An 18,482-nucleotide genomic window follows, 5' to 3' on the forward strand; every position below is an offset into this window, starting at 1 on the left:
AGGATCCCCTCCTGTTCTCCAAGCTGTCGTTACATCGACAACTTGGAGCTGCTACTAAAACTGATCAGTAACTGTTTTAGCTTGCATAAAGTGATAAAGATAGCCCGGCCCTCCGGCTTTTGAATCCGTTCCCGACATGTTAAAACCGCCGAATGGCTGATAACCAACGATGGCTGCCGTGCATCCTCTATTAAAATAAAGGTTGCCGACATGGAAATGCTCACGCGCCAGCTCGAGATTGGCTCTGTTATTAGAAATGACAGCACCGGTTAACCCGAATTCTGTATTGTTTGCAATGTTCAATGCTTCTTGGAAGGAAGAAGCTTTTGTAACAGCAACAACCGGACCGAATATTTCTTCCTGCATAATCCGTGCTTCTGGGGGGACATCAGCAAACACAGTAGGTTGGACGAAATAACCGACCGAAGAATCACCGGTTCCCCCTGCCAGCAAACGACCTTCCGATTTACCAATCTCCATGTATTTCATTACCTTTTCGTATGCTGCCTTGTCATGTAACGGTCCCATAAAATGGGCAGCATCAGCCGGATCTCCGACCGTTAAACTTCGGGCGCGAGTTGTGATGGCTGCAAGTACTTTTTCATAGACATCGTTATGAACAACAACGCGTGAACAGGCAGAACACTTTTGCCCGGAGAATCCGAATGCAGATTGAATGATCGCCTCCACTGCTAATTTTAGGTCCGCATCATTGTCAACGATAATCGTGTCCTTGCCCCCCATTTCGATCGTACAGCGCTTTAACCAAATCTGGCTCTGCTGCACTTTGGCGGCTTTTTCATAAATAGTAATGCCAACGTCCTTTGAGCCAGTGAAATTAATATAGCGCGTCGTTGGATGTTCAACGAGGTAATCACCGATCACAGAACCGTCTCCAGGAATATAGTTGACGACACCGGCTGGCATGCCGCCTTCCTCGAGAGCTTCCATGAACTTATACTCAATAACAGGAGTAGTGGACGCAGGTTTCAGCATAACGGTATTCCCACATACCATTGGAGCGACAGTTGTTCCAGCCATTATGGCAAAAGCAAAATTCCATGGTGACACCGTAAGGCCGGCACCGAGCGGGATATAACGAAACGTGTTCCGTTCGACATATTCGCGGCTGTTTACATGTAAGCCGTCTTGAAGGTGCAGCAGCTGTCTGCCGTAGTATTCAAGAAAATCAATGGCTTCAGCCGTATCAGCGTCCGCTTCTTTCCATGGTTTGCCGGCTTCATAGACGAGGTAAGCAGAGAATTCATGTTTTCTTCTGCGGACAATAGCAGCTGTTCGAAACAACACGCTGGCCCGAGCTTCTGCTGACCAATTTTTCCAGCTGGAAAAAGCACTCCACGCTTGGTTCATGGCCAAATCAGCGTGTTCTTTAGACGCCTTCGAAACATAGCCAATAATTTGTTTTTTGTTTGCCGGGTTTATGGAGCGGATAACTTCTGAAGTGGTAATACGGTCTCCGCCAATAATGAGCGGATACGTTTTACCGAATTGCTTTCTGACAAAATGAAGGGCTCGTTCGAAAGCCTGCTTATTGCTCGTTTTCGAAAAATCAGTAAACGGTTCATGCTTATACTCCCAAACCAATATCCTCACCTCTTTAAAACAGTACGTACCATTATGTATACTGACAAAAAGCTATAATTATAACGACAAGCACTGGACTTCACAACACGGTGACTTCGTTATGAAATTTGACATGCTGTGACATTTTTTATATAAATAAAAGAGATGAAAATAGATAACACGTTGATGGGAAGAGTATGCTGAAGCCCTCTGTACAGAGACCATTTTCATGTGCTGAAAGAAAATGGCTGAGAAGATTAGCAGAAAGCTGGCCCTGAGTGCAGGTAACTACTGCCGTGAACCTGCGTTAAAGGATTGAAGTTGACAGGTGTAAGAGAATGCATCTGTAAACAGGGTGGTACCGCGAGCTAACCTCGTCCCTGCATGCAGGGGGCGGGTTTTTTTGTGTTTAGTAAGAATAAGGAGGATGACAAGATGGAAAAGCTTACTTCCAGTGAAGTGAGACAGATGTTTCTAGACTTTTTTAAAGAAAGAGAGCACGCTGTGGAGCCGAGTGCATCGCTCATTCCACACGAAGATCCGACCCTCTTGTGGATTAACAGCGGGGTAGCGACATTAAAAAAATATTTTGACGGGCGAGTCGTTCCAGATAATCCACGTATCGTCAATGCTCAAAAGTCAATCCGCACGAATGATATCGAAAATGTGGGGAAAACAGCTAGGCACCATACTTTTTTTGAAATGCTTGGCAACTTCTCCATTGGTGATTATTTTAAAAAAGAAGCAATTGAATGGTCCTGGGAATTTTTAACAAGTAAAAAATGGATAGGTTTTGAAGAGGAACGTTTATCCGTTACGATACATCCGAATGATGAAGAAGCCTACACGCTATGGAAACATACGATTGGACTTCCTGAAGAACGCATAATCCGTCTTGAAGAAAACTTCTGGGATATTGGGGAAGGTCCAAGCGGTCCTAATACAGAGATATTTTATGACAGAGGGCCACTTTACGGTGATGATGCGGAGGACCCGGAATTGTACCCGGGCGGCGAAAATGAAAGATATTTGGAGATTTGGAACTTAGTCTTTTCCCAATATAACCATAACGCAGATGGGACCTATACCCCGCTGCCAAAGAAAAATATCGATACAGGCATGGGGCTTGAACGGATTGTCTCCGTGATCCAAGACGCAAAGACGAACTACGACACAGATTTGTTCTTACCGATCATTGAGAAAACGGCTGATATCGCAGGTGTACGTTACGGTACTTCAGAAAAACAAGACGTAGCTTTTAAAGTGATTGCAGATCATATTCGTACGGTCAGCTTCGCGATCGGCGACGGCGCGCTGCCGTCTAATGAAGGAAGAGGCTATGTTCTTAGACGACTGTTAAGAAGAGCTGTTCGTTACGCCAAACTGCTTGGTATCGAACGGCCGTTTATGACACAGCTTGTACCGGCTGTCGGGGAAGTGATGGAGGACTTCTATCCGGAGGTTAAGGAGAAACAGGCGTTTATTCAACAAGTCATTCAAAATGAAGAGGAACGTTTTCACGAAACACTGAGTGAGGGGCTGGCTATTTTATCTTCCATTATCAAAAAAGCAAAAGCCAGTCAGTCTTCTGTTATTTCAGGTAAGGATGTTTTTACGCTCTATGATACGTACGGTTTCCCTGTCGACTTAACCGAAGAATATGTTACGGAGGAAGGTCTTTCAGTAGATCGTGAAGGGTTTAAGGAGGAGATGGAAGCTCAGCGTGAACGAGCGAGGGCTGCAAGGAAAGACGAGGGCTCCATGCAAACGCAAAATCCGCTTCTTGCCGATATCCAAGAGAACAGCACCTTTGTCGGTTATGACCAGATCGAGGCCGATGCCGTCTTAAAAGTGATTGTTCATGATGGTCAATTAACGGATACGATTTCAGCTGATAGGACGGCACAGATTATTCTCGACCGGACTCCTTTCTATGCAGAGAGCGGAGGCCAGGCAGCAGATATTGGCACGATTGCAAATAACCAGGGAGAAGCAGTCGTTTTGGATGTACAAAAAGCACCGAACGGCCAGCATTTACACACGATTGAGATGAGAAAAGGCTCCTTTCGAACCGGCTCTAAGGTAAAGGCAGCGGTTGATGAAGGAAAGCGTACTGCTATCATTAAAAACCATACAGCGACCCATTTGCTGCACCAGGCTTTAAAGGATGTGCTCGGTGAACACGTCAATCAGTCCGGCTCTCTCGTAACACCTGATCGTCTGCGTTTCGATTTCTCCCACTTCGGTGCCGTCACCGAGGAAGAACGCGACCGAATCGAAAAGATAGTTAATGAAAAAATCTGGCAGGCAGCTCCAATTATTATTGAAGAGAAAAAGCTGGAAGACGCAAAAGCGATGGGAGCAATGGCTTTATTTGGGGAGAAGTACGGAGACAGCGTCAGGGTCGTCCAGGCGGGTGACTACAGCATTGAACTATGCGGAGGCTGTCACGTTCGAAATACAGCTGAGATCGGTATCTTTAAGATTGTCACCGAAGCCGGCATTGGTGCTGGCATTCGCCGTCTGGAGGCAGTAACGGGTAAAAAGGCGTACGAGTATATGAACGAACAAATAAACGTATTATTTAAGACCGCGACAGCTTTAAAGGCAAAAACGGTAAAGGACGTGCCTCAGCGTGTCGAAGCTCTCCAACAGCAGCTGCGAAGCGTAGAACGTGAAAATGAGTCCTTGGCTGCTAAAATTGGGAGCATGGAAGCAGGAAGCTTGGAAGCAGCCAAAGAAAATGTATCCGGGATACAAGTCATATCCCAAGAAGTATCATCCCTTGATATGGATGGGCTTCGAAAGACAGTTGATGAATTAAAACAAAAATTAGGATCCGGGATTGTTGTGCTCGGAAGCTCGCATAATGGCAAAGTGAGTCTCGTTGCCGGTGTGACAAAAGATTTAACAGAAAAAGGATTTAAGGCCGGAAACATCGTGAAAGAGACGGCATCCATATGTGGCGGAGGCGGCGGGGGCCGTCCAGATATGGCGCAGGCAGGCGGAAAAGATCCAGCCAAGCTTCCTGAAGCATTGAAGGCTGTGAAGGATATTGTAAAATCCATTTCCCAAACAGAATAATTGATGTACAATAAGGGCAAGATGTGGACAGCTATGCGCAGCACTTCGCGAATTCTTTTCATGTTGCTGATAAGCAGAGGAGGTGTATGATATGGATTCAAATGACAACACGATGAAATTTAACGTTCAAGAAGACACGATAGATGCCGATGCCCGTGAAGTGATGTTGACGGTATATCAGGCGCTTGAAGAAAAAGGCTATAATCCAATCAACCAAATTGTAGGTTACCTGTTGTCTGGAGATCCTGCATACATTCCCAGGTACCAAGAGGCGCGTACACTCATCAGGAGACTTGAAAGAGATGAACTGATTGAAGAATTAGTACGATCTTACCTCAAGAGGCATGGGAAGGAGCAAGAATGAAAATACTAGGCTTAGATGTCGGCATGAAAAGAATAGGAGTAGCTGTATCGGACGAGTTAGGATGGACCGCTCAAGGAATCGAAACGATCCATATCAAAGGGGAGGATCCCGTAGAGTCGTTCGGACGAATAGCCGAGCTGATGGAAGAACATGGTGCAGATGAGATTGTAATCGGACTCCCTAAAAATATGGACGGAACGATTGGTCCGCGTGGAAAACAGTGTCAAGATTTTGCCGAGCAGATCTCTTCAAAATTGGGAGCGGACGTTCATATGTATGACGAACGTCTTACCACACGAGCCGCAGAACGTACATTAATTGCAGCAGATGTAAGCAGGAAAAAACGCAAAAAGGTCGTTGACAAGGTGGCAGCAGTTATGATTTTACAAGGGTATCTGGAGCAAAACAACTCGAAATTAACGTAATGGGGGTATAAAGATGGCTCAGGAAGAAAATGAAAGAATTGTCATCCCAGATGATGAAGGGAATGAGCACCTATTTGATGTTTTATTTACCTTCGATGTGGATGAAACTGGCAAGTCCTACATGGTCTTAACAGAAGCTGGTGAACAGGAAAGCGACGAAGAGGAAGAAGAAGTCGAAGTTTTCGCCTTTCGGTTCGAAGATGCCGGCGAAGAGGAGTCTGATATTTCTCTATTCCCTATTGAAACGGATGAAGAGTGGGATATGGTAGAAGAGATGGTTGAGACATTCAGCGCGGACGACGGCGAATTATAATCACTATCAGTTGTCAATCAAGGGATACTGCCATTAAAGAGTTTTTCTCTTTAATGGCTTCTTTTACGTATCTTGGCCCTAACTATTTGATGGAGAAAATGAGCAAATGTTGTATAATGAAGTCGTTGCGGACTGGGAGGGGGGTTTTATGACGGAAGATCAATCTAATAATTTGCTAAATGAAAAAGCAAGACAAGCCGGTGTAGTAAGGCGGATTGTGCTAATTATTTTAGGCATTTGTATATTAGCAGCAGCAGGTATTGGTTTAGGTGGATTTTTATACATACACTCTACGCTTAAACCTGTAGATGCTAAGAGTGATAAAACGATACAGGTGGAAATACCAATAGGGTCCGACGGGACAGCAATCGGCAGTATTTTAGAAGAAAAAGGATTAATCAAAAACGGGACCATCTTTCGTTATTATGTGTCTGTTAAAAACGTAGAAGGCCTGCAAGCTGGTGAATATCGTTTATCTCCTTCCATGAACGTGGATGAAATAATTTCTGCTCTTAAAAAAGGAAAAGTAATGAAAGAAGCAGAAATAACATTCACCATACCGGAAGGAACGTGGATGCAAGACATCACAAAAACAATAGCGGGTGTTACGGCGTTTGAGGAAAAAGCCGTCAACAAGAAACTTCATGATAAAAAATATATCAAGGAGCTGATCGACAAGTACAGTATTCTGGAACCAGTCGTCTTAGAAGACGAGGTGAGGCATCCATTGGAAGGTTATCTGTTTCCCGCCAGGTATGATTACTATGAGGAAAAACCAAAATTAGCGAGTATCATTGAGAAAATGATTGAACGAATGCAAAGTCACATGGTAGAATTTTCAGATCAGCTTCAAGACAAAGATTATACGGTCCATGAGGTGCTCACGCTAGCTTCCATTGTAGAAAGAGAAGCCAGACAGGCGAAGGATCGGCCGATTATCGCAGGTGTCCTTTTTAACCGCCTGGAGAAAGGTATGCGTTTAGAAGTTGACCCCACCGTAGCTTATGCGATTGGCGAGCACCGTTATATGACCTCATTCGATGATCTTGAGACGGAATCTCCATATAATACGTACCGATACAAGGGTCTGCCACCAGGACCGATAGCCAGTCCCGGCCTTGACTCCATTCGTGCGGTCTTGAATCCGGATGAAAATAACTATATCTATTTTTATGCACGTCCAAATGGGGAAGTCATTTATAACGAAGAATATGCCAACCACAAAAAAACGCAGGAAAAGTATCGTAGTGAATGGGAAGAGGCAAAGGATGAGTAATAGGAGCCAGAAGATATGTATAATGATCAACAGATGATAGAATACGTCAATACGCTCAAAGGCAACAAGCCTTCTTACATTCAAGAAATGGAAGAAGAGGCGGCACGTCATAAAATACCGATTATGGAACAGGACTCGTTTGAAGTAATGTTGCAGATCTTGGAACTGCATCAAAGTGTCCGGATTTTGGAAATTGGCACAGCCATTGGTTATTCTGCTTTACGGATTGCACACGAACTGCCTGACATTCATGTAACATCTGTAGAAAAAGACCAAGGGCGCTATGAACGGGCTATGGTATACCGGGAAAAAAGCGGCCTTGAAACACAGACGAACTTTTACTGTGCTGATGCATTGGCCGATACGTTCGTACTTGATGCAGACAGCGGCTTTGATGTAATATTTATTGACGCAGCTAAAGGAAAAAACAAGGAATTTTTCACACGGTACGTACCCTTTTTGAACGAAAAAGGGTTAGTCATTACAGACAATGTTTTTTTTAAAGGGTTGACTGCTGTCCCCGAGGAAGCATCAGGACGCGTGCGGCCAATGGTGGAGAAAATACGGGAGTATAACGAATGGCTGACGACTCATTCTGCTTTTAAGACTAGGTTTCTTACTGTAGGAGATGGATTGGCTATCAGTCAAAAAATAGAATGATTCAGAGGAAGCATTCATATCTTAAAATAAATAATCAGAGAAGATTATCTTCAAAGAGGAGTGGCACAAAATGGCTGAAGAGAAACAACATTATATGACAGAAGAAGGAAAACAAAAATTAGAACAAGAAGTAAACTACTTAAAAACCGAACGACGTCAAGAGGTAGTCGAGCGCATTAAAGTGGCAAGAAGTTTTGGGGATCTCTCAGAGAACTCTGAGTATGATTCTGCAAAAGAGGAACAAGCTTTTGTAGAGGGCAGGATTAATCAATTAGAAAAAATGTTAAAGAATGCTATTATTATTGAAGAAGACAGCTCCAATAACACCGAAGTAGCACTTGGCAAATCAGTCAAATTTAAAGAGATGCCAGATGGCGAAGAAGAAGTCTACACAATTGTTGGTAGCGCAGAATCTGATCCATTAGAAGGGAAAATTTCAAACGATTCCCCTATGGCAAAGTCTCTCCTTGGAAGAAAAATTGGAGAACAGGTTACAGTAAGCACGCCAGGGGGAGATATTGAGGTAGAGATCATCGAGGTGAATTGATTTAATAAACAAGCAGCGCTGCACCAGGCTGCTTGTTTTCTTCATAACTGAATCAATTTCACAAGTGCTTATTTCGATTAAATACACGAACAATAAAACAAATAAATTATATATTATTCGTTTATTTTTATAAATTCAACTGTGAAGGAATAATTACATTTGTAGTAAAAAGGAATCTTGAAAAAGAACGGCAGGTGAATGAGATGAACGAAGATAAGGATTCTCGTGAGGAAACACGCTACGAAATGCGGAAAAGAAAAAACATGAATCGAATACTGAATATCTCTATTTTAGTGGTAGGCGGTCTTATTCTATTTTTTGCTGCGCAATTATTTTTAGAAGGGAAGAACGACGTAAGTGAAGAGACCACCGAATCTGTAGAAGAAACAAATAACCAGATGGAAGAAGAACAAACGGCACCAAAACAGAATACCCCGGATAGCGAGCCAGACACGGATGAGGGTAGAACACCACAAGAGAACAAAAATACGGAGTCAGAGTCATCCGATAATGACGGCAGCCAGAAGGAAAACGAACCACAACTACCAGATCATAATGGAGAGTGGGAACCAATTGGAACAGAACAAACCGGCTCTTACAATGCTGACTTTACAAAAGGAAGCCAAAACTGGCAGGAAATGGAGTCCGCTTTACAATATGCAACTGGCATCAGTGAAGGAGAGATGATTATTTGGTGGCTCGAAAACGGAGGGAATCAAACAGCCGTTGGAACAGTCAGTGATTATAACCATCAGAACAAACCGTTCCAAGTGACGATGAAGTTCATTGAAAATGAGGGATGGACACCTACAGATGTGAAGGTTTTGGAATCCAACCCTTACGTCGGCTAAAAATTTTATTATTTATTAGGAAAGGAACCAGGATATGAAAATAGCAATTATCGGAGCGATGGATGAGGAAGTAGAAATGCTCAAAAGCAAGCTTGACAACCGCAAGGATGAAGAAATCGGAGGCAGTTTTTTTCATATTGGAGATATAGGTGGACAGGAAACCATTCTTTGTAAATCAGGAATTGGAAAGGTGAATGCCGCAATAAGTACGACGTTGGTTTTGGAGAGATACAAGCCGGATGTAGTCATAAACACGGGTTCCGCAGGTGGATTTGACACGGAACTAAATGTTGGAGATTTAGTAATTTCAACAGAGGTTCGCTATAATGACGTAGACGCTACTGTGTTTGGTTATGAGTTCGGCCAGGTACCACAAATGCCGGCTGCCTTTACAGCGGATAAGAACCTTATAGAAGTCGCGAAGAGTAGTGCTGCAACTGGGGAAATACCTGCCACTGAAGGATTGATTGTATCCGGTGATTCCTTTATGAGTGATGAAACAAAGGTGAATTCGTTGAAAGAGATCTTTGAATTAGCCAAATGTGCAGAAATGGAAGCAGGAGCCATCGCGCACGTTTGTCACCGCTTTAACGTTCCGTTTGTCGTTATTAGAGCACTCAGCGACATTGCTGGTAAAGAGGCAAAATTATCTTATGAACAGTTTTTAGAGAAAGCATCCGTAAATGCTGCGAACCTGATTCTCCAGATGGTGTCACAATTAAAAAACTCATAATCCGAAAACGGGGCTGTATCAAAAGGTCATAAAAAATGACCTTTTGACAGCCCTTTTTTCAATTCTATAAGATTTGTCGTTAAGATTAAGCTTTGATACAGTCCCGTTTTCTATCTCTTCCTGTTCAGCTCCTCGATAAAATGCTTTATAATACGTGCGGTCATCCCCCATATTACTTTGTCAGAATAAAAATAAAAATATTCGGGGATGATCCCTTTATTCCAAGGATAATTCTTACCCCCTGGGATGGATTCATAAGGAAAAGAGTCCTCGGGTTGAACAATTAATCGGATATCGTGTTTTTCTGGTTTGGTCTGCTGAAAAAAAGAGAGCGGAACTGTAAATAATTCATCCACCTCATTTTCGTTCGGCATAAAAGGAGAGTCTGTATTCAACAGTCCAACATACGGATAAATGATATGGTTAAAAGGGGAAACAACACGATCCAAATTCCCGATTAACGTCACGTCTTTTTCTGTTACCCCAACCTCTTCACATAACTCTCTTATTGCAGCTTCCGCAGGTGAGCGATCATTCCGGTCTACCTTCCCGCCGGGGAAACAAATCTCGCCCGGCTGCCGTTTCATATGTTTAGCCCTAACCTCAAATAGTATGTCCATTTCTGTTCCCTTTTCCATTAAAGGAAGAAGGACTGCATACTTTCGCATCGTTCGTTCATCGATAATCCCTTGGCTTTTATTCTCAAACCGCTCACGTATCATATTCGCATTAACTGTCACGCCCATATTCCACCTTTGCAAATGTTACGCTTTTCTTCATGATAGCAAAGTTTTTCCCGATTCACATCTAATAAGAATTAGTTTTCAAGGCCGAAATTCGTGGTATAGAGATAACAGTAAGGAAAAAGAAGGAGGCAGAGAAATGCCGAACTCTAATAATAAAGCATTTAAGAGCGGTAAGGTACTGTCTGAAAAAAGGAATTCGAAACAGGTACCCCCGAGTGTCTATGAGGATGAAATACCTTTAGAGGATCTGCGCGAAGAAGAAATCGAAATAAGGAAGAAGGACCAAACAAAAAACACATCCTCTACCCAAAAAAAAGAGCCGGACAGGAAATAAAGAGCTAAGGAGTTCTTCTTCTTAGCTCTTTATATATTAATATAATAAAATAAAAGCAATAAGTACAATTATTAGAATATTTAAACGTGTAAACGCTACAAAAAACTATTACTAGATAACAACGATTGTGGTAAACTAAGGAATATTGTAGTGAGGGAAGGTTGTTGTCGTGAAACAGAAAAACCTTTTTCTGACCTTAAGAAAGAAGTTCGAATATAAACTGGGACGGAAGCTGAAGCCGAATGAGAAAAAGTTAGTGGATGAGATGCTTCGCAAACAATGGAGAGAGAACCGTTCCAAGTTTAAAAAAGAGTAACCTTTTTTAAATGTTGGGGATGGACAAACAAGTTATCCTCTTTCTTGCATATACTTAGGAAGAAACGATACACGGCAGAAAGGGGAGATGCTTGTTGTCTGGCATTTTAGCTGCCGCCATTTACCTATTCAAAGAGCTTGCTTTGTTAGTATCTTACGTGAAAAATAATGCGTTTCCACAGCCTTTGTCGAAAGAGGAGGAGAGGAAACATATAACGCAAATGCAGCAGGGAAGCCAAGACTCTAGAAATATTTTAATCGAACATAATTTGCGGCTGGTAGCTCACATCGTTAAAAAGTTTGAAAACACTCGTGAGGACACGGAAGATTTAATCTCTATCGGGACGATAGGATTGATTAAGGGCATCGAAAGCTACTCACCAGATAAAGGAACCAAATTGGCAACATACGCAGCACGATGTGTAGAGAATGAGATACTTATGCATTTGAGAGCACTAAAAAAAGTAAAAAAAGATATCTCGTTATATGATCCAATTGGAAGTGATAAAGAAGGGAATGAAATATCGCTTTTGGACGTCCTGCAAGAAGACGGCCCTGAAGTTCCAGAAATCATTCAGTTGAAGATGGAAATGAATCAGATGTTTCAATTTATGGATGTCTTAAATGAACGCGAAAAAGCGGTTATTCTTAGTCGCTTCGGTTTAGAAAGCAAAAAAGAGAGGACACAACGGGAAATAGCAAAAGACATGGGTATCTCAAGAAGTTACGTATCAAGAATTGAAAAGAGGGCATTATTTAAATTGTTTCAAGAGTTTTATAAACGAAAGACAAAGTCCCGTACCGAAGATGACTCACACCCCAACTAATCCCGTTTAGAAGAGAAGGGGCTACTCTAACACTTTCAATCAGTGGGGGATATCCCCCCTGATTAAAAAGTGCATAAACTAACAGTAGTGAAAAGAGTCTCCTTTAAAAATAATGGGAGTTTCACCAAGCTGCTATTTTATTCATTTACGGCATCTTTTAATTGTTTTCCTGGACGGAAAGCAGGATTTTTTGTTGCTGGGATTTCTATTTCTTCACCCGTTTGCGGGTTGCGTCCTTTACGAGCTGCACGTTCACGCACCTCAAAGCTTCCAAAACCAACGAGTTGAATTTTGTCGCCGGATTTTAAAGTCTCTGTAATGCTGTCAAATACAGCGTCAACTGCTTTGGAGGCGTCTTTTTTAGAGATGTCTGCTTGTTCTGCTACTGAATTAATTAAATCGGTCTTATTCATGAAAAAACTCCCTTTCATTCCTAGTTAATATAGAGACTGTACAATACAAATTTACTCATGAAATCCTTGCTATGTCAAGTGTTCGCGGGGAATTTAAGGATTTTGGGATCGATTTCTTAGTATTATATCCTTAAACTTAATTTTTTAAAACAATTCCTATGGAGAATATTGACAAATCCAGTGACAAAAATACCTTCAGGATTGCTTCTTTCTTTTTTTTGTGTGAAGGTCGTCTTTAATACTTGACTCCCACAGAGACACTCCTGCGTGGTAACCGGCCCTTGAAATAAGGTGGCCGCCGACAGGAGATGTTATGAAGATAAATACGATGGCAAGCAAAATTCTTGCATTTATATCCCCATCTACAATGCTGAAAAACAGAAATGTCCCAATGAGGATACACATTACGCCTAACGTAGCAGCTTTGGTTGAAGCGTGCAGGCGCGAGTATACGTCAGGGAGACGGATAATCCCAATGGCACTTATCAAATTTAAAAGGGCGCCAAACAGAACGAGAATACCGACAATCCACTTGCTAATCTCGATTGCGTTCAATGACAACACCCTTTTCAATAAATTTAGAGAATGCGACCGTTCCAAGAAACGACAGGATTGCTAAGAGAAGGATCACTTCTACGAAGGCGGTTGTATTAAGTAAGAGCGACACGATTGCGATTAAGCTAATTAAGTTAATTCCGACCAAATCGAGAGCGACGACACGATCTGGCATGGAAGGGCCTTTTGCGATACGGTACAAGCTGAGAATAATCGAAAGCGTGATAAACAACGCCGCTACGGAATATAAAATGTAAAGCATTATCGTGTCACCTCCTTAATCGCTTTGACAAATGAATGATCAATATCACGTCTAGCTTCCTCGGCATCGGGTAAATCAATCGCATGAATATAAAGCGTCTTATTATCAGGTGAGATATCGACGACAAGCGTCCCCGGAGTCAAGGTAATAAGAGAAGAAAGAACGGTGATCTCCCAATCTTCTTTTAAATCAATATCCATAGCAAATATTCCTGGTTGAATATCAAGAGAAGGCTTTAAAACAAGTTTTGCCACTTCTAGAGTTGACATAAGAAGCTCTTTTAGAAAGATGAGAAGCAATTTAATAATTGCGGCTACTCCCTTTAAATAAAAACGTTGTGAGCCTTTAAGCACGTATAATATCCCGATGCCGATAATAAAACCGCTTATGAAAGAGCCAAAGCTCCACGCATTATTCAAAAACATCCAAGTAAACGCAATGAGTAAGTTTATGATTAATTGAAAAGCCATTTTTGTTTACTCCTTTAATACGGCGTCAATGTATATTTCAGGGTTTAGCAATGTTTCGGCAGCTGTCGAGACAAATGGATAAAGCACTTCCGCACCTAAACCGATTAGCGCAGAAACTGCAATTAACAATGAGCAAGGCAGCAATAGCCCTTTCGTTGTACCATGTTGATCGGCTCTTTCCAGCTTAATTTCCCCATAAAAGCCATTTAAAAAGATACGGATCATGGAATACAAGACGAGCAAACTGGATACCATCATGGCCGCAATAATCCAATACTGTCCCCTTTCTGCTCCTCCTTCAATCAGCATTAACTTGCCAATAAACCCGCTTAAAGGAGGAATACCAACCAAAGCTAATACGGCGACAAAAAACAGCCAACCTAATTTTGCGTGATATTTAATGATGCCGCCCATTTGTTTTAAGTGGCTCGTACCGGCAACGGTGATGAGGGCACCAATGATCAAGAATAAAGCAGCTTTTATAATCATATCATGCATGAGATAATAAATGGCTCCAACAAATCCGGGTTCATTTAACGTCGAGACACCGAATAACACATAACCTACAGCGACAATGACATTGTACACCAAAATTTTCATTACATCTTGGTGGGCGATCGCTCCAATAACGCCCGCAATCATCGTGCAGGCGGCTAAAACTGCCAAGAGCGTATGGGTGAACTCTGTGTCCTGGGTGAAAATCAGTGAATACGTTCTGAAAATAGAATAGATTCCTACCTTGGTTAATAAGGCCCCGAAAATAGCACCGATAGCTGGCGGAGGTGCGGCATAAGAAGCCGGCAGCCAAAAATATAAGGGAAACAGGGCGCCTTTCAGCCCGAAAACGATCAGAAACAAAACGGCAATCACAGTAAGAATTGGTGCTTCTACATCCAGGCTGGCAATCCTTTCGGAAAGGTGAGCCATATTTAACGTACCTGTAACAGAATATAAATAAGCGACACCAATGACAAAAAGAGCCGAAGACATAACATTTATCAACACATACTTGAAGGACTCCCGCAGTTGTCGTTTTGTATTCCCATGTACGATCAATATGTAAGACGCGATTAGCATGACCTCGAAGAATACGAAGAGGTTAAACAAGTCCCCAGTTAGAAAGGCGCCGGAAACCCCAGTTATTAAAAAGTAATAAAAAGAGTGGTAGTAAAAGCCTTCTCGTTCTTTACCGACAGAATGAATGGAATAGATCAATATCGGCAGGCTCAAGACAGCAGTAGAGGTAACTAAAAGGCCCGCTAACATGTCCCCAACGAGAACTATCCCATAAGGAGGAGACCAGCCGCCAATTTCTAGAGTACGGATGCCATTTTGTGCGATGTCTATAACTAAAAAGATGTTCACCGCTATAAGCGCAACCCCGGAGATAAGACTGAGTGTGCGCTGGGCGGTAATCTGCTTAGGGAAAAATAGAAGAATAACCCCTGTTAAAAAAGGGATTAAAATTGGCAATATTAGTAAGTTAGTCATGTAAATCAGGACCTCTCAATCCATCGGTGTTATCGGTTCCCGTTACCTTATAAGCCTTGTAGCCGAGTACGAGGAAAAAGGCTGTCACACCGAAGCTTATTACGATCGCTGTTAAAATAAGGGCTTGCGGAAGTGGATCTGTATAAGTAGATGCTTGCAGCCCCAGTAAAGGGGGAGCCCCTGTTTTCAGTCCAGCCATAGTTAGAAGCAGGAGATGGGAACCATGACTGATAAAACCAGTTCCGATAATAATACGAATCATATTTTTGGATAACACGAGATAGGTGCCGACCATGAACAAAAAGCCGGCGATAATCGACATTAAAATTTCCATCAGCTATCCTCCCCGATTGTTTGGATAATAGTAAGCGTCACACCGACTACGACGAGATAGACTCCTAAATCAAATAGTGTAGCGGTTGCAAGCTCCATCTCTCCTAAAATCGGTATGGTGAAATAACCAAAAGTATGGGAGAGGAACGGGACGCCAAACACGAAACTTCCCATTCCCGTTAATATGGCGATTAATAGACCGGAAGCTGCAACTAACTTAAAGTCAAACGGCAAGATACGTTTTGTTGTCTCTAATCCAAAGGCAAGCATAAATAAAACAATGGCTGAGCTTGTCATTAAACCGCCAACAAATCCTCCACCCGGGTTGTTGTGACCATTAAAAAACATAAAAACAGAGAACGCGAGGATAATAAACAAAACTATTTTGGTTGTCGTTTGTAGAATAATATCATTCTGCCTCATGGACGATTTCTCCCCGTAATCCGCAATCTAATCATGGTATAAATACCCATCGCCGCAATGCCAAGGACGAGTATTTCAAATAATGTATCGAACCCGCGAAAGTCTACCAGGATAACGTTAACCATATTATCGCCCCCGGCCAAATCATGACTGGCTTCCGAGAAAAAGCTTGAAATCGAATCAAACAGTTTGGAGCTGCTAGCTGAAATAGCAATCAAGGTAATGGTAACTCCAACTGCGAGCGAGATAATAAAGTTGCCTGGCTGAAAGCGAACTTTTTTCGCTCCTTTTGTAATCTCGGGCAGATGATAAAAGCAGAGCAAGAATAAGGCAACCGATACGGTTTCAATTGTCAGCTGTGTTAAAGCTAAGTCAGGAGCACGGAAAATAACAAAAAACAAAGATACAATATAGCCCGTTGCACCTAAACCGATAACAGCTTTTAGACGGGTAGATGCAAACATAGTAAGTAAAGCAGCAATAACTAGTGAAGCGGCCAAAACAGCTTCATAAATACTGATCGGTGCCAAATTGGTAGTATTAACGGTGAATGCACCTTTGCCGAAGAGAACGACCGTCAGTATTAATGTAAAAAAGACCATTATATACATTAAGTACTGCCTTACAGAACCTTTCATGTACCAGCTTGTTAAAATCGTTGAAACATTCTCGGTAGTCACGAGCAGTTGATCATATAAGCGGTTAAATGACAATGATTCTGGAAATAACCGGTAAATACCGGCCCATTTCCTTAAACTCATGAAAAGAAGTAAACCGATTACGACGACTCCGATAGTCATATACAGCTCCGTAGAAAATCCGTGCCAAAAACGAATATTCACATAAAATTGTTCATTACCACCTAGTAAAGATGGCAGTATAGAAGCCATTGCCGGCTCAATAATGGAGTGGGCAAGTATGTTTGGGAAAAACCCAAATATAACAACGAGACTAATAAGCACGATTGGAGAGATCAGCATCCCAAGCGGCGCTTCATGGATGTTGGCACGTACCAAACCGGGATGCATGTTACCGGCAAATGTCTTAAAAACAATAATCATGCTGTAGATAAAAGTGAAAACACTGGCAATCCAGGCAATAACAGGAAACAAGACGCCGAAAGTTTCAATGTTGAACATCCCCAGATTAGTAATCTGCACCATAGAAGTGAAGAACATTTCTTTACTTAAAAAGCCATTAAAAGGCGGAAGACCCGCCATGGAAAAACTTCCAATGACAGCAACAGTAAAGGTAATGGGCATGATGGTCATTAATCCGCCCAGATAACGAATATCTCTCGTCCCTGTTTCATGATCAACGATACCAACCATCATAAACAGGCTGCCTTTAAAAGTAGCATGGTTAATTAGGTGGAACAAGGCAGCGGTTGTCGCGCCAATATATAAGTTGTTATCGATGCTGTCAAAATGAAGAGCTGCAGCACCGACGCCAAGCATGGACAGGATCATCCCGAGTTGGCTGATTGTTGAATAGGCAAGAATTCCCTTAAGATCAGTTTGCCGGACAGCGGTAAACGACCCCCAAAACAACGTCACAATTCCGAACCCTGCAACGAGCCAAAGCCATTCCCCTTTAACAGCAAATATAGGGCTTAAGCGGGCCACAAGGTAAATCCCTGCTTTCACCATCGTAGCAGAATGCAAATAAGCACTTACAGGTGTAGGGGCTTCCATCGCATCAGGTAGCCAAATATGAAATGGAAACTGTGCTGATTTTGTAAACGCTCCCAGTAAAATTAAAAGCATAGCCGGCAAAAATAACGGGTGGCCTGTAATCGTTTCTGCAGAAGCGACAATCTCCTGTATGCTGAACGTTCCAGTCATCTTGTAAACAAGCACAAACCCTACAAGCATAGCAAAGCCGCCGATAACGGTAATGAGAAGTGACTTGAGTGCTCCGTAACGGGATTGCTCTCTTTCATACCAATAAGAAATAAGTAAAAACGAGGATAAACTGGTAATTTCCCAAAATGTATAAAGAACAATTAAATTATCAGAAAGAACAACTCCAAGCATTGCGCCCATAAACATAAGCAAAAAGACATAGAAGTTGTTCAATGCTTCTTTTTCTTTCGAGAGATAATAAATGGAGTATAGGACAACCAAAGATCCAATCCCTGTAATTAACAGTGCAAACAAAAGACCGAGACCATCGACATAAGCGATAAAATTAAGATTTAGTGATGGAACCCAGTTAAAAACGGATGTTACGGTCTGCCCATTTGCGGTGAGAGGTATGTATTGAATGAAATAAATAAATAATAAAACTGGAACGATCAGCACGAACCAGCCAGTATGTATACGTGCGAATTGTTTATACAAAAAAGGAACAAGTATAGCTGCTATAAACGGCATTATAATTGCAAAATGTAAGGCGGTGAACATGCAAGGCCTCCTTTGTCGAATTCCGTATCTAATCATTTTCTTTCACATTATAACTTAAATTATTGACCGAT

At 42.1% G+C, this 18,482-nt stretch carries 22 protein-coding genes and 1 other annotated feature; of the genes, 12 read left to right on the forward strand and 10 right to left on the reverse strand.

What is annotated here, in order from left to right; genetic code table 11:
- Positions 1-54: 54 nt before the first annotated feature.
- Positions 55-1,605 carry an L-glutamate gamma-semialdehyde dehydrogenase gene (gene pruA / locus LOR49_RS10275; protein ID WP_240376489.1) on the reverse strand — a complete coding sequence of 517 codons (1,551 nt, stop codon included), beginning with the start codon at positions 1,603-1,605 and terminating at the stop codon, positions 55-57.
- A 153-nt stretch (positions 1,606-1,758) separates the two neighbouring features.
- Positions 1,759-1,969: a binding site (T-box leader), on the forward strand.
- 50 nt (positions 1,970-2,019) lie between these two features.
- On the opposite strand from pruA, the gene alaS reads away from it, so the two are divergent.
- The 9 genes from alaS to mtnN all read left to right on the forward strand — a co-directional run bounded on the left by alaS (position 2,020) and on the right by mtnN (position 9,837).
- Positions 2,020-4,668 (forward strand): alanine--tRNA ligase, encoded by a 2,649-nt coding sequence (gene alaS, locus LOR49_RS10280; protein ID WP_240376491.1) that lies wholly within the window; start codon positions 2,020-2,022, stop codon positions 4,666-4,668.
- Between the two features lie 91 nt (positions 4,669-4,759).
- A complete protein-coding gene (locus tag LOR49_RS10285; RefSeq protein WP_240376493.1) occupies positions 4,760-5,032 on the forward strand; it encodes an IreB family regulatory phosphoprotein in 273 nt (90 codons plus the stop codon).
- Positions 5,029-5,457: a Holliday junction resolvase RuvX gene (ruvX, locus tag LOR49_RS10290; protein ID WP_240376495.1), complete on the forward strand. Its 429-nt coding sequence runs from the start codon at positions 5,029-5,031 to the stop codon at positions 5,455-5,457. Before LOR49_RS10285 ends, ruvX begins: the two co-directional genes overlap by 4 nt.
- Positions 5,458-5,470: 13 nt before the next feature.
- Complete coding sequence (locus LOR49_RS10295; protein ID WP_240376497.1) at positions 5,471-5,770, forward strand: DUF1292 domain-containing protein; 300 nt, start codon at positions 5,471-5,473, stop codon at positions 5,768-5,770.
- A 148-nt stretch (positions 5,771-5,918) separates the two neighbouring features.
- Positions 5,919-7,046: an endolytic transglycosylase MltG gene (gene mltG / locus LOR49_RS10300; RefSeq protein WP_240376499.1), complete on the forward strand. Its 1,128-nt coding sequence runs from the start codon at positions 5,919-5,921 to the stop codon at positions 7,044-7,046.
- Positions 7,047-7,061: 15 nt separating this feature from the next.
- Positions 7,062-7,706: an O-methyltransferase gene (locus LOR49_RS10305; protein ID WP_240376501.1), complete on the forward strand. Its 645-nt coding sequence runs from the start codon at positions 7,062-7,064 to the stop codon at positions 7,704-7,706.
- Positions 7,707-7,776: 70 nt separating this feature from the next.
- On the forward strand, positions 7,777-8,253 hold the full coding sequence (gene greA, locus LOR49_RS10310; RefSeq protein WP_240376502.1) for a transcription elongation factor GreA: 477 nt from the start codon (positions 7,777-7,779) through the stop codon (positions 8,251-8,253).
- A 203-nt stretch (positions 8,254-8,456) separates the two neighbouring features.
- Complete coding sequence (locus LOR49_RS10315) at positions 8,457-9,104, forward strand: YrrS family protein (protein ID WP_240376504.1); 648 nt, start codon at positions 8,457-8,459, stop codon at positions 9,102-9,104.
- A gap of 34 nt (positions 9,105-9,138) precedes the next feature.
- The gene (gene mtnN, locus LOR49_RS10320; protein ID WP_240376506.1) at positions 9,139-9,837 is read left to right on the forward strand and encodes a 5'-methylthioadenosine/S-adenosylhomocysteine nucleosidase; all 699 of its coding nucleotides are present in this window, start codon (positions 9,139-9,141) and stop codon (positions 9,835-9,837) included.
- Positions 9,838-9,947: 110 nt separating this feature from the next.
- Here the strand turns inward: mtnN and LOR49_RS10325 are convergent, their stop codons facing one another.
- Positions 9,948-10,577: an NUDIX hydrolase gene (locus tag LOR49_RS10325; RefSeq protein ID WP_240376508.1), complete on the reverse strand. Its 630-nt coding sequence runs from the start codon at positions 10,575-10,577 to the stop codon at positions 9,948-9,950.
- 142 nt (positions 10,578-10,719) lie between these two features.
- On the opposite strand from LOR49_RS10325, the gene LOR49_RS10330 reads away from it, so the two are divergent.
- The 3 genes from LOR49_RS10330 (at position 10,720) to sigK (ending at position 12,059) form a co-directional block, all read left to right on the forward strand.
- Positions 10,720-10,917, forward strand: a complete 198-nt coding sequence (locus LOR49_RS10330; RefSeq protein WP_240376510.1) for a hypothetical protein — start codon at positions 10,720-10,722, stop codon at positions 10,915-10,917.
- Between the two features lie 169 nt (positions 10,918-11,086).
- Positions 11,087-11,233, forward strand: coding sequence for a hypothetical protein (locus tag LOR49_RS10335; protein ID WP_240376511.1), 147 nt, complete (start codon positions 11,087-11,089; stop codon positions 11,231-11,233).
- 94 nt (positions 11,234-11,327) lie between these two features.
- The gene (sigK, locus tag LOR49_RS10340) at positions 11,328-12,059 is read left to right on the forward strand and encodes an RNA polymerase sporulation sigma factor SigK (protein ID WP_240376513.1); all 732 of its coding nucleotides are present in this window, start codon (positions 11,328-11,330) and stop codon (positions 12,057-12,059) included.
- A 137-nt stretch (positions 12,060-12,196) separates the two neighbouring features.
- Here the strand turns inward: sigK and LOR49_RS10345 are convergent, their stop codons facing one another.
- The 8 genes from LOR49_RS10345 to LOR49_RS10380 all read right to left on the reverse strand — a co-directional run bounded on the left by LOR49_RS10345 (position 12,197) and on the right by LOR49_RS10380 (position 18,411).
- On the reverse strand, positions 12,197-12,472 hold the full coding sequence (locus tag LOR49_RS10345; protein WP_240376515.1) for an HU family DNA-binding protein: 276 nt from the start codon (positions 12,470-12,472) through the stop codon (positions 12,197-12,199).
- A 195-nt stretch (positions 12,473-12,667) separates the two neighbouring features.
- Entirely contained in the window at positions 12,668-13,027 is a 360-nt protein-coding gene (gene mnhG / locus LOR49_RS10350; RefSeq protein WP_240376517.1) for a monovalent cation/H(+) antiporter subunit G, read from the reverse strand.
- Positions 13,008-13,289 carry a Na(+)/H(+) antiporter subunit F1 gene (locus LOR49_RS10355; RefSeq protein ID WP_240376519.1) on the reverse strand — a complete coding sequence of 94 codons (282 nt, stop codon included), beginning with the start codon at positions 13,287-13,289 and terminating at the stop codon, positions 13,008-13,010. Before LOR49_RS10355 ends, mnhG begins: the two co-directional genes overlap by 20 nt.
- Positions 13,289-13,759 (reverse strand): Na+/H+ antiporter subunit E, encoded by a 471-nt coding sequence (locus LOR49_RS10360; RefSeq protein WP_240376521.1) that lies wholly within the window; start codon positions 13,757-13,759, stop codon positions 13,289-13,291. The genes LOR49_RS10355 and LOR49_RS10360 overlap by 1 nt, the downstream gene beginning before the upstream one ends.
- Before the next feature lie 6 nt (positions 13,760-13,765).
- The gene (locus tag LOR49_RS10365) at positions 13,766-15,250 is read right to left on the reverse strand and encodes a Na+/H+ antiporter subunit D (protein ID WP_240376522.1); all 1,485 of its coding nucleotides are present in this window, start codon (positions 15,248-15,250) and stop codon (positions 13,766-13,768) included.
- Entirely contained in the window at positions 15,243-15,584 is a 342-nt protein-coding gene (locus tag LOR49_RS10370) for a Na(+)/H(+) antiporter subunit C (RefSeq protein ID WP_240376524.1), read from the reverse strand. Before LOR49_RS10370 ends, LOR49_RS10365 begins: the two co-directional genes overlap by 8 nt.
- The gene (locus LOR49_RS10375) at positions 15,584-16,006 is read right to left on the reverse strand and encodes a Na(+)/H(+) antiporter subunit B (RefSeq protein WP_240376525.1); all 423 of its coding nucleotides are present in this window, start codon (positions 16,004-16,006) and stop codon (positions 15,584-15,586) included. The genes LOR49_RS10370 and LOR49_RS10375 overlap by 1 nt, the downstream gene beginning before the upstream one ends.
- Positions 16,003-18,411 (reverse strand): Na+/H+ antiporter subunit A, encoded by a 2,409-nt coding sequence (locus tag LOR49_RS10380; protein WP_240376527.1) that lies wholly within the window; start codon positions 18,409-18,411, stop codon positions 16,003-16,005. Before LOR49_RS10380 ends, LOR49_RS10375 begins: the two co-directional genes overlap by 4 nt.
- Between the last annotated feature and the right edge of the window lie 71 nt (positions 18,412-18,482).

It is taken from the genome of Bacillus piscicola, assembly GCF_022458745.1.
Taxonomy (GTDB): domain Bacteria; phylum Bacillota; class Bacilli; order Bacillales; family Marinococcaceae; genus Alteribacillus_A; species Alteribacillus_A piscicola.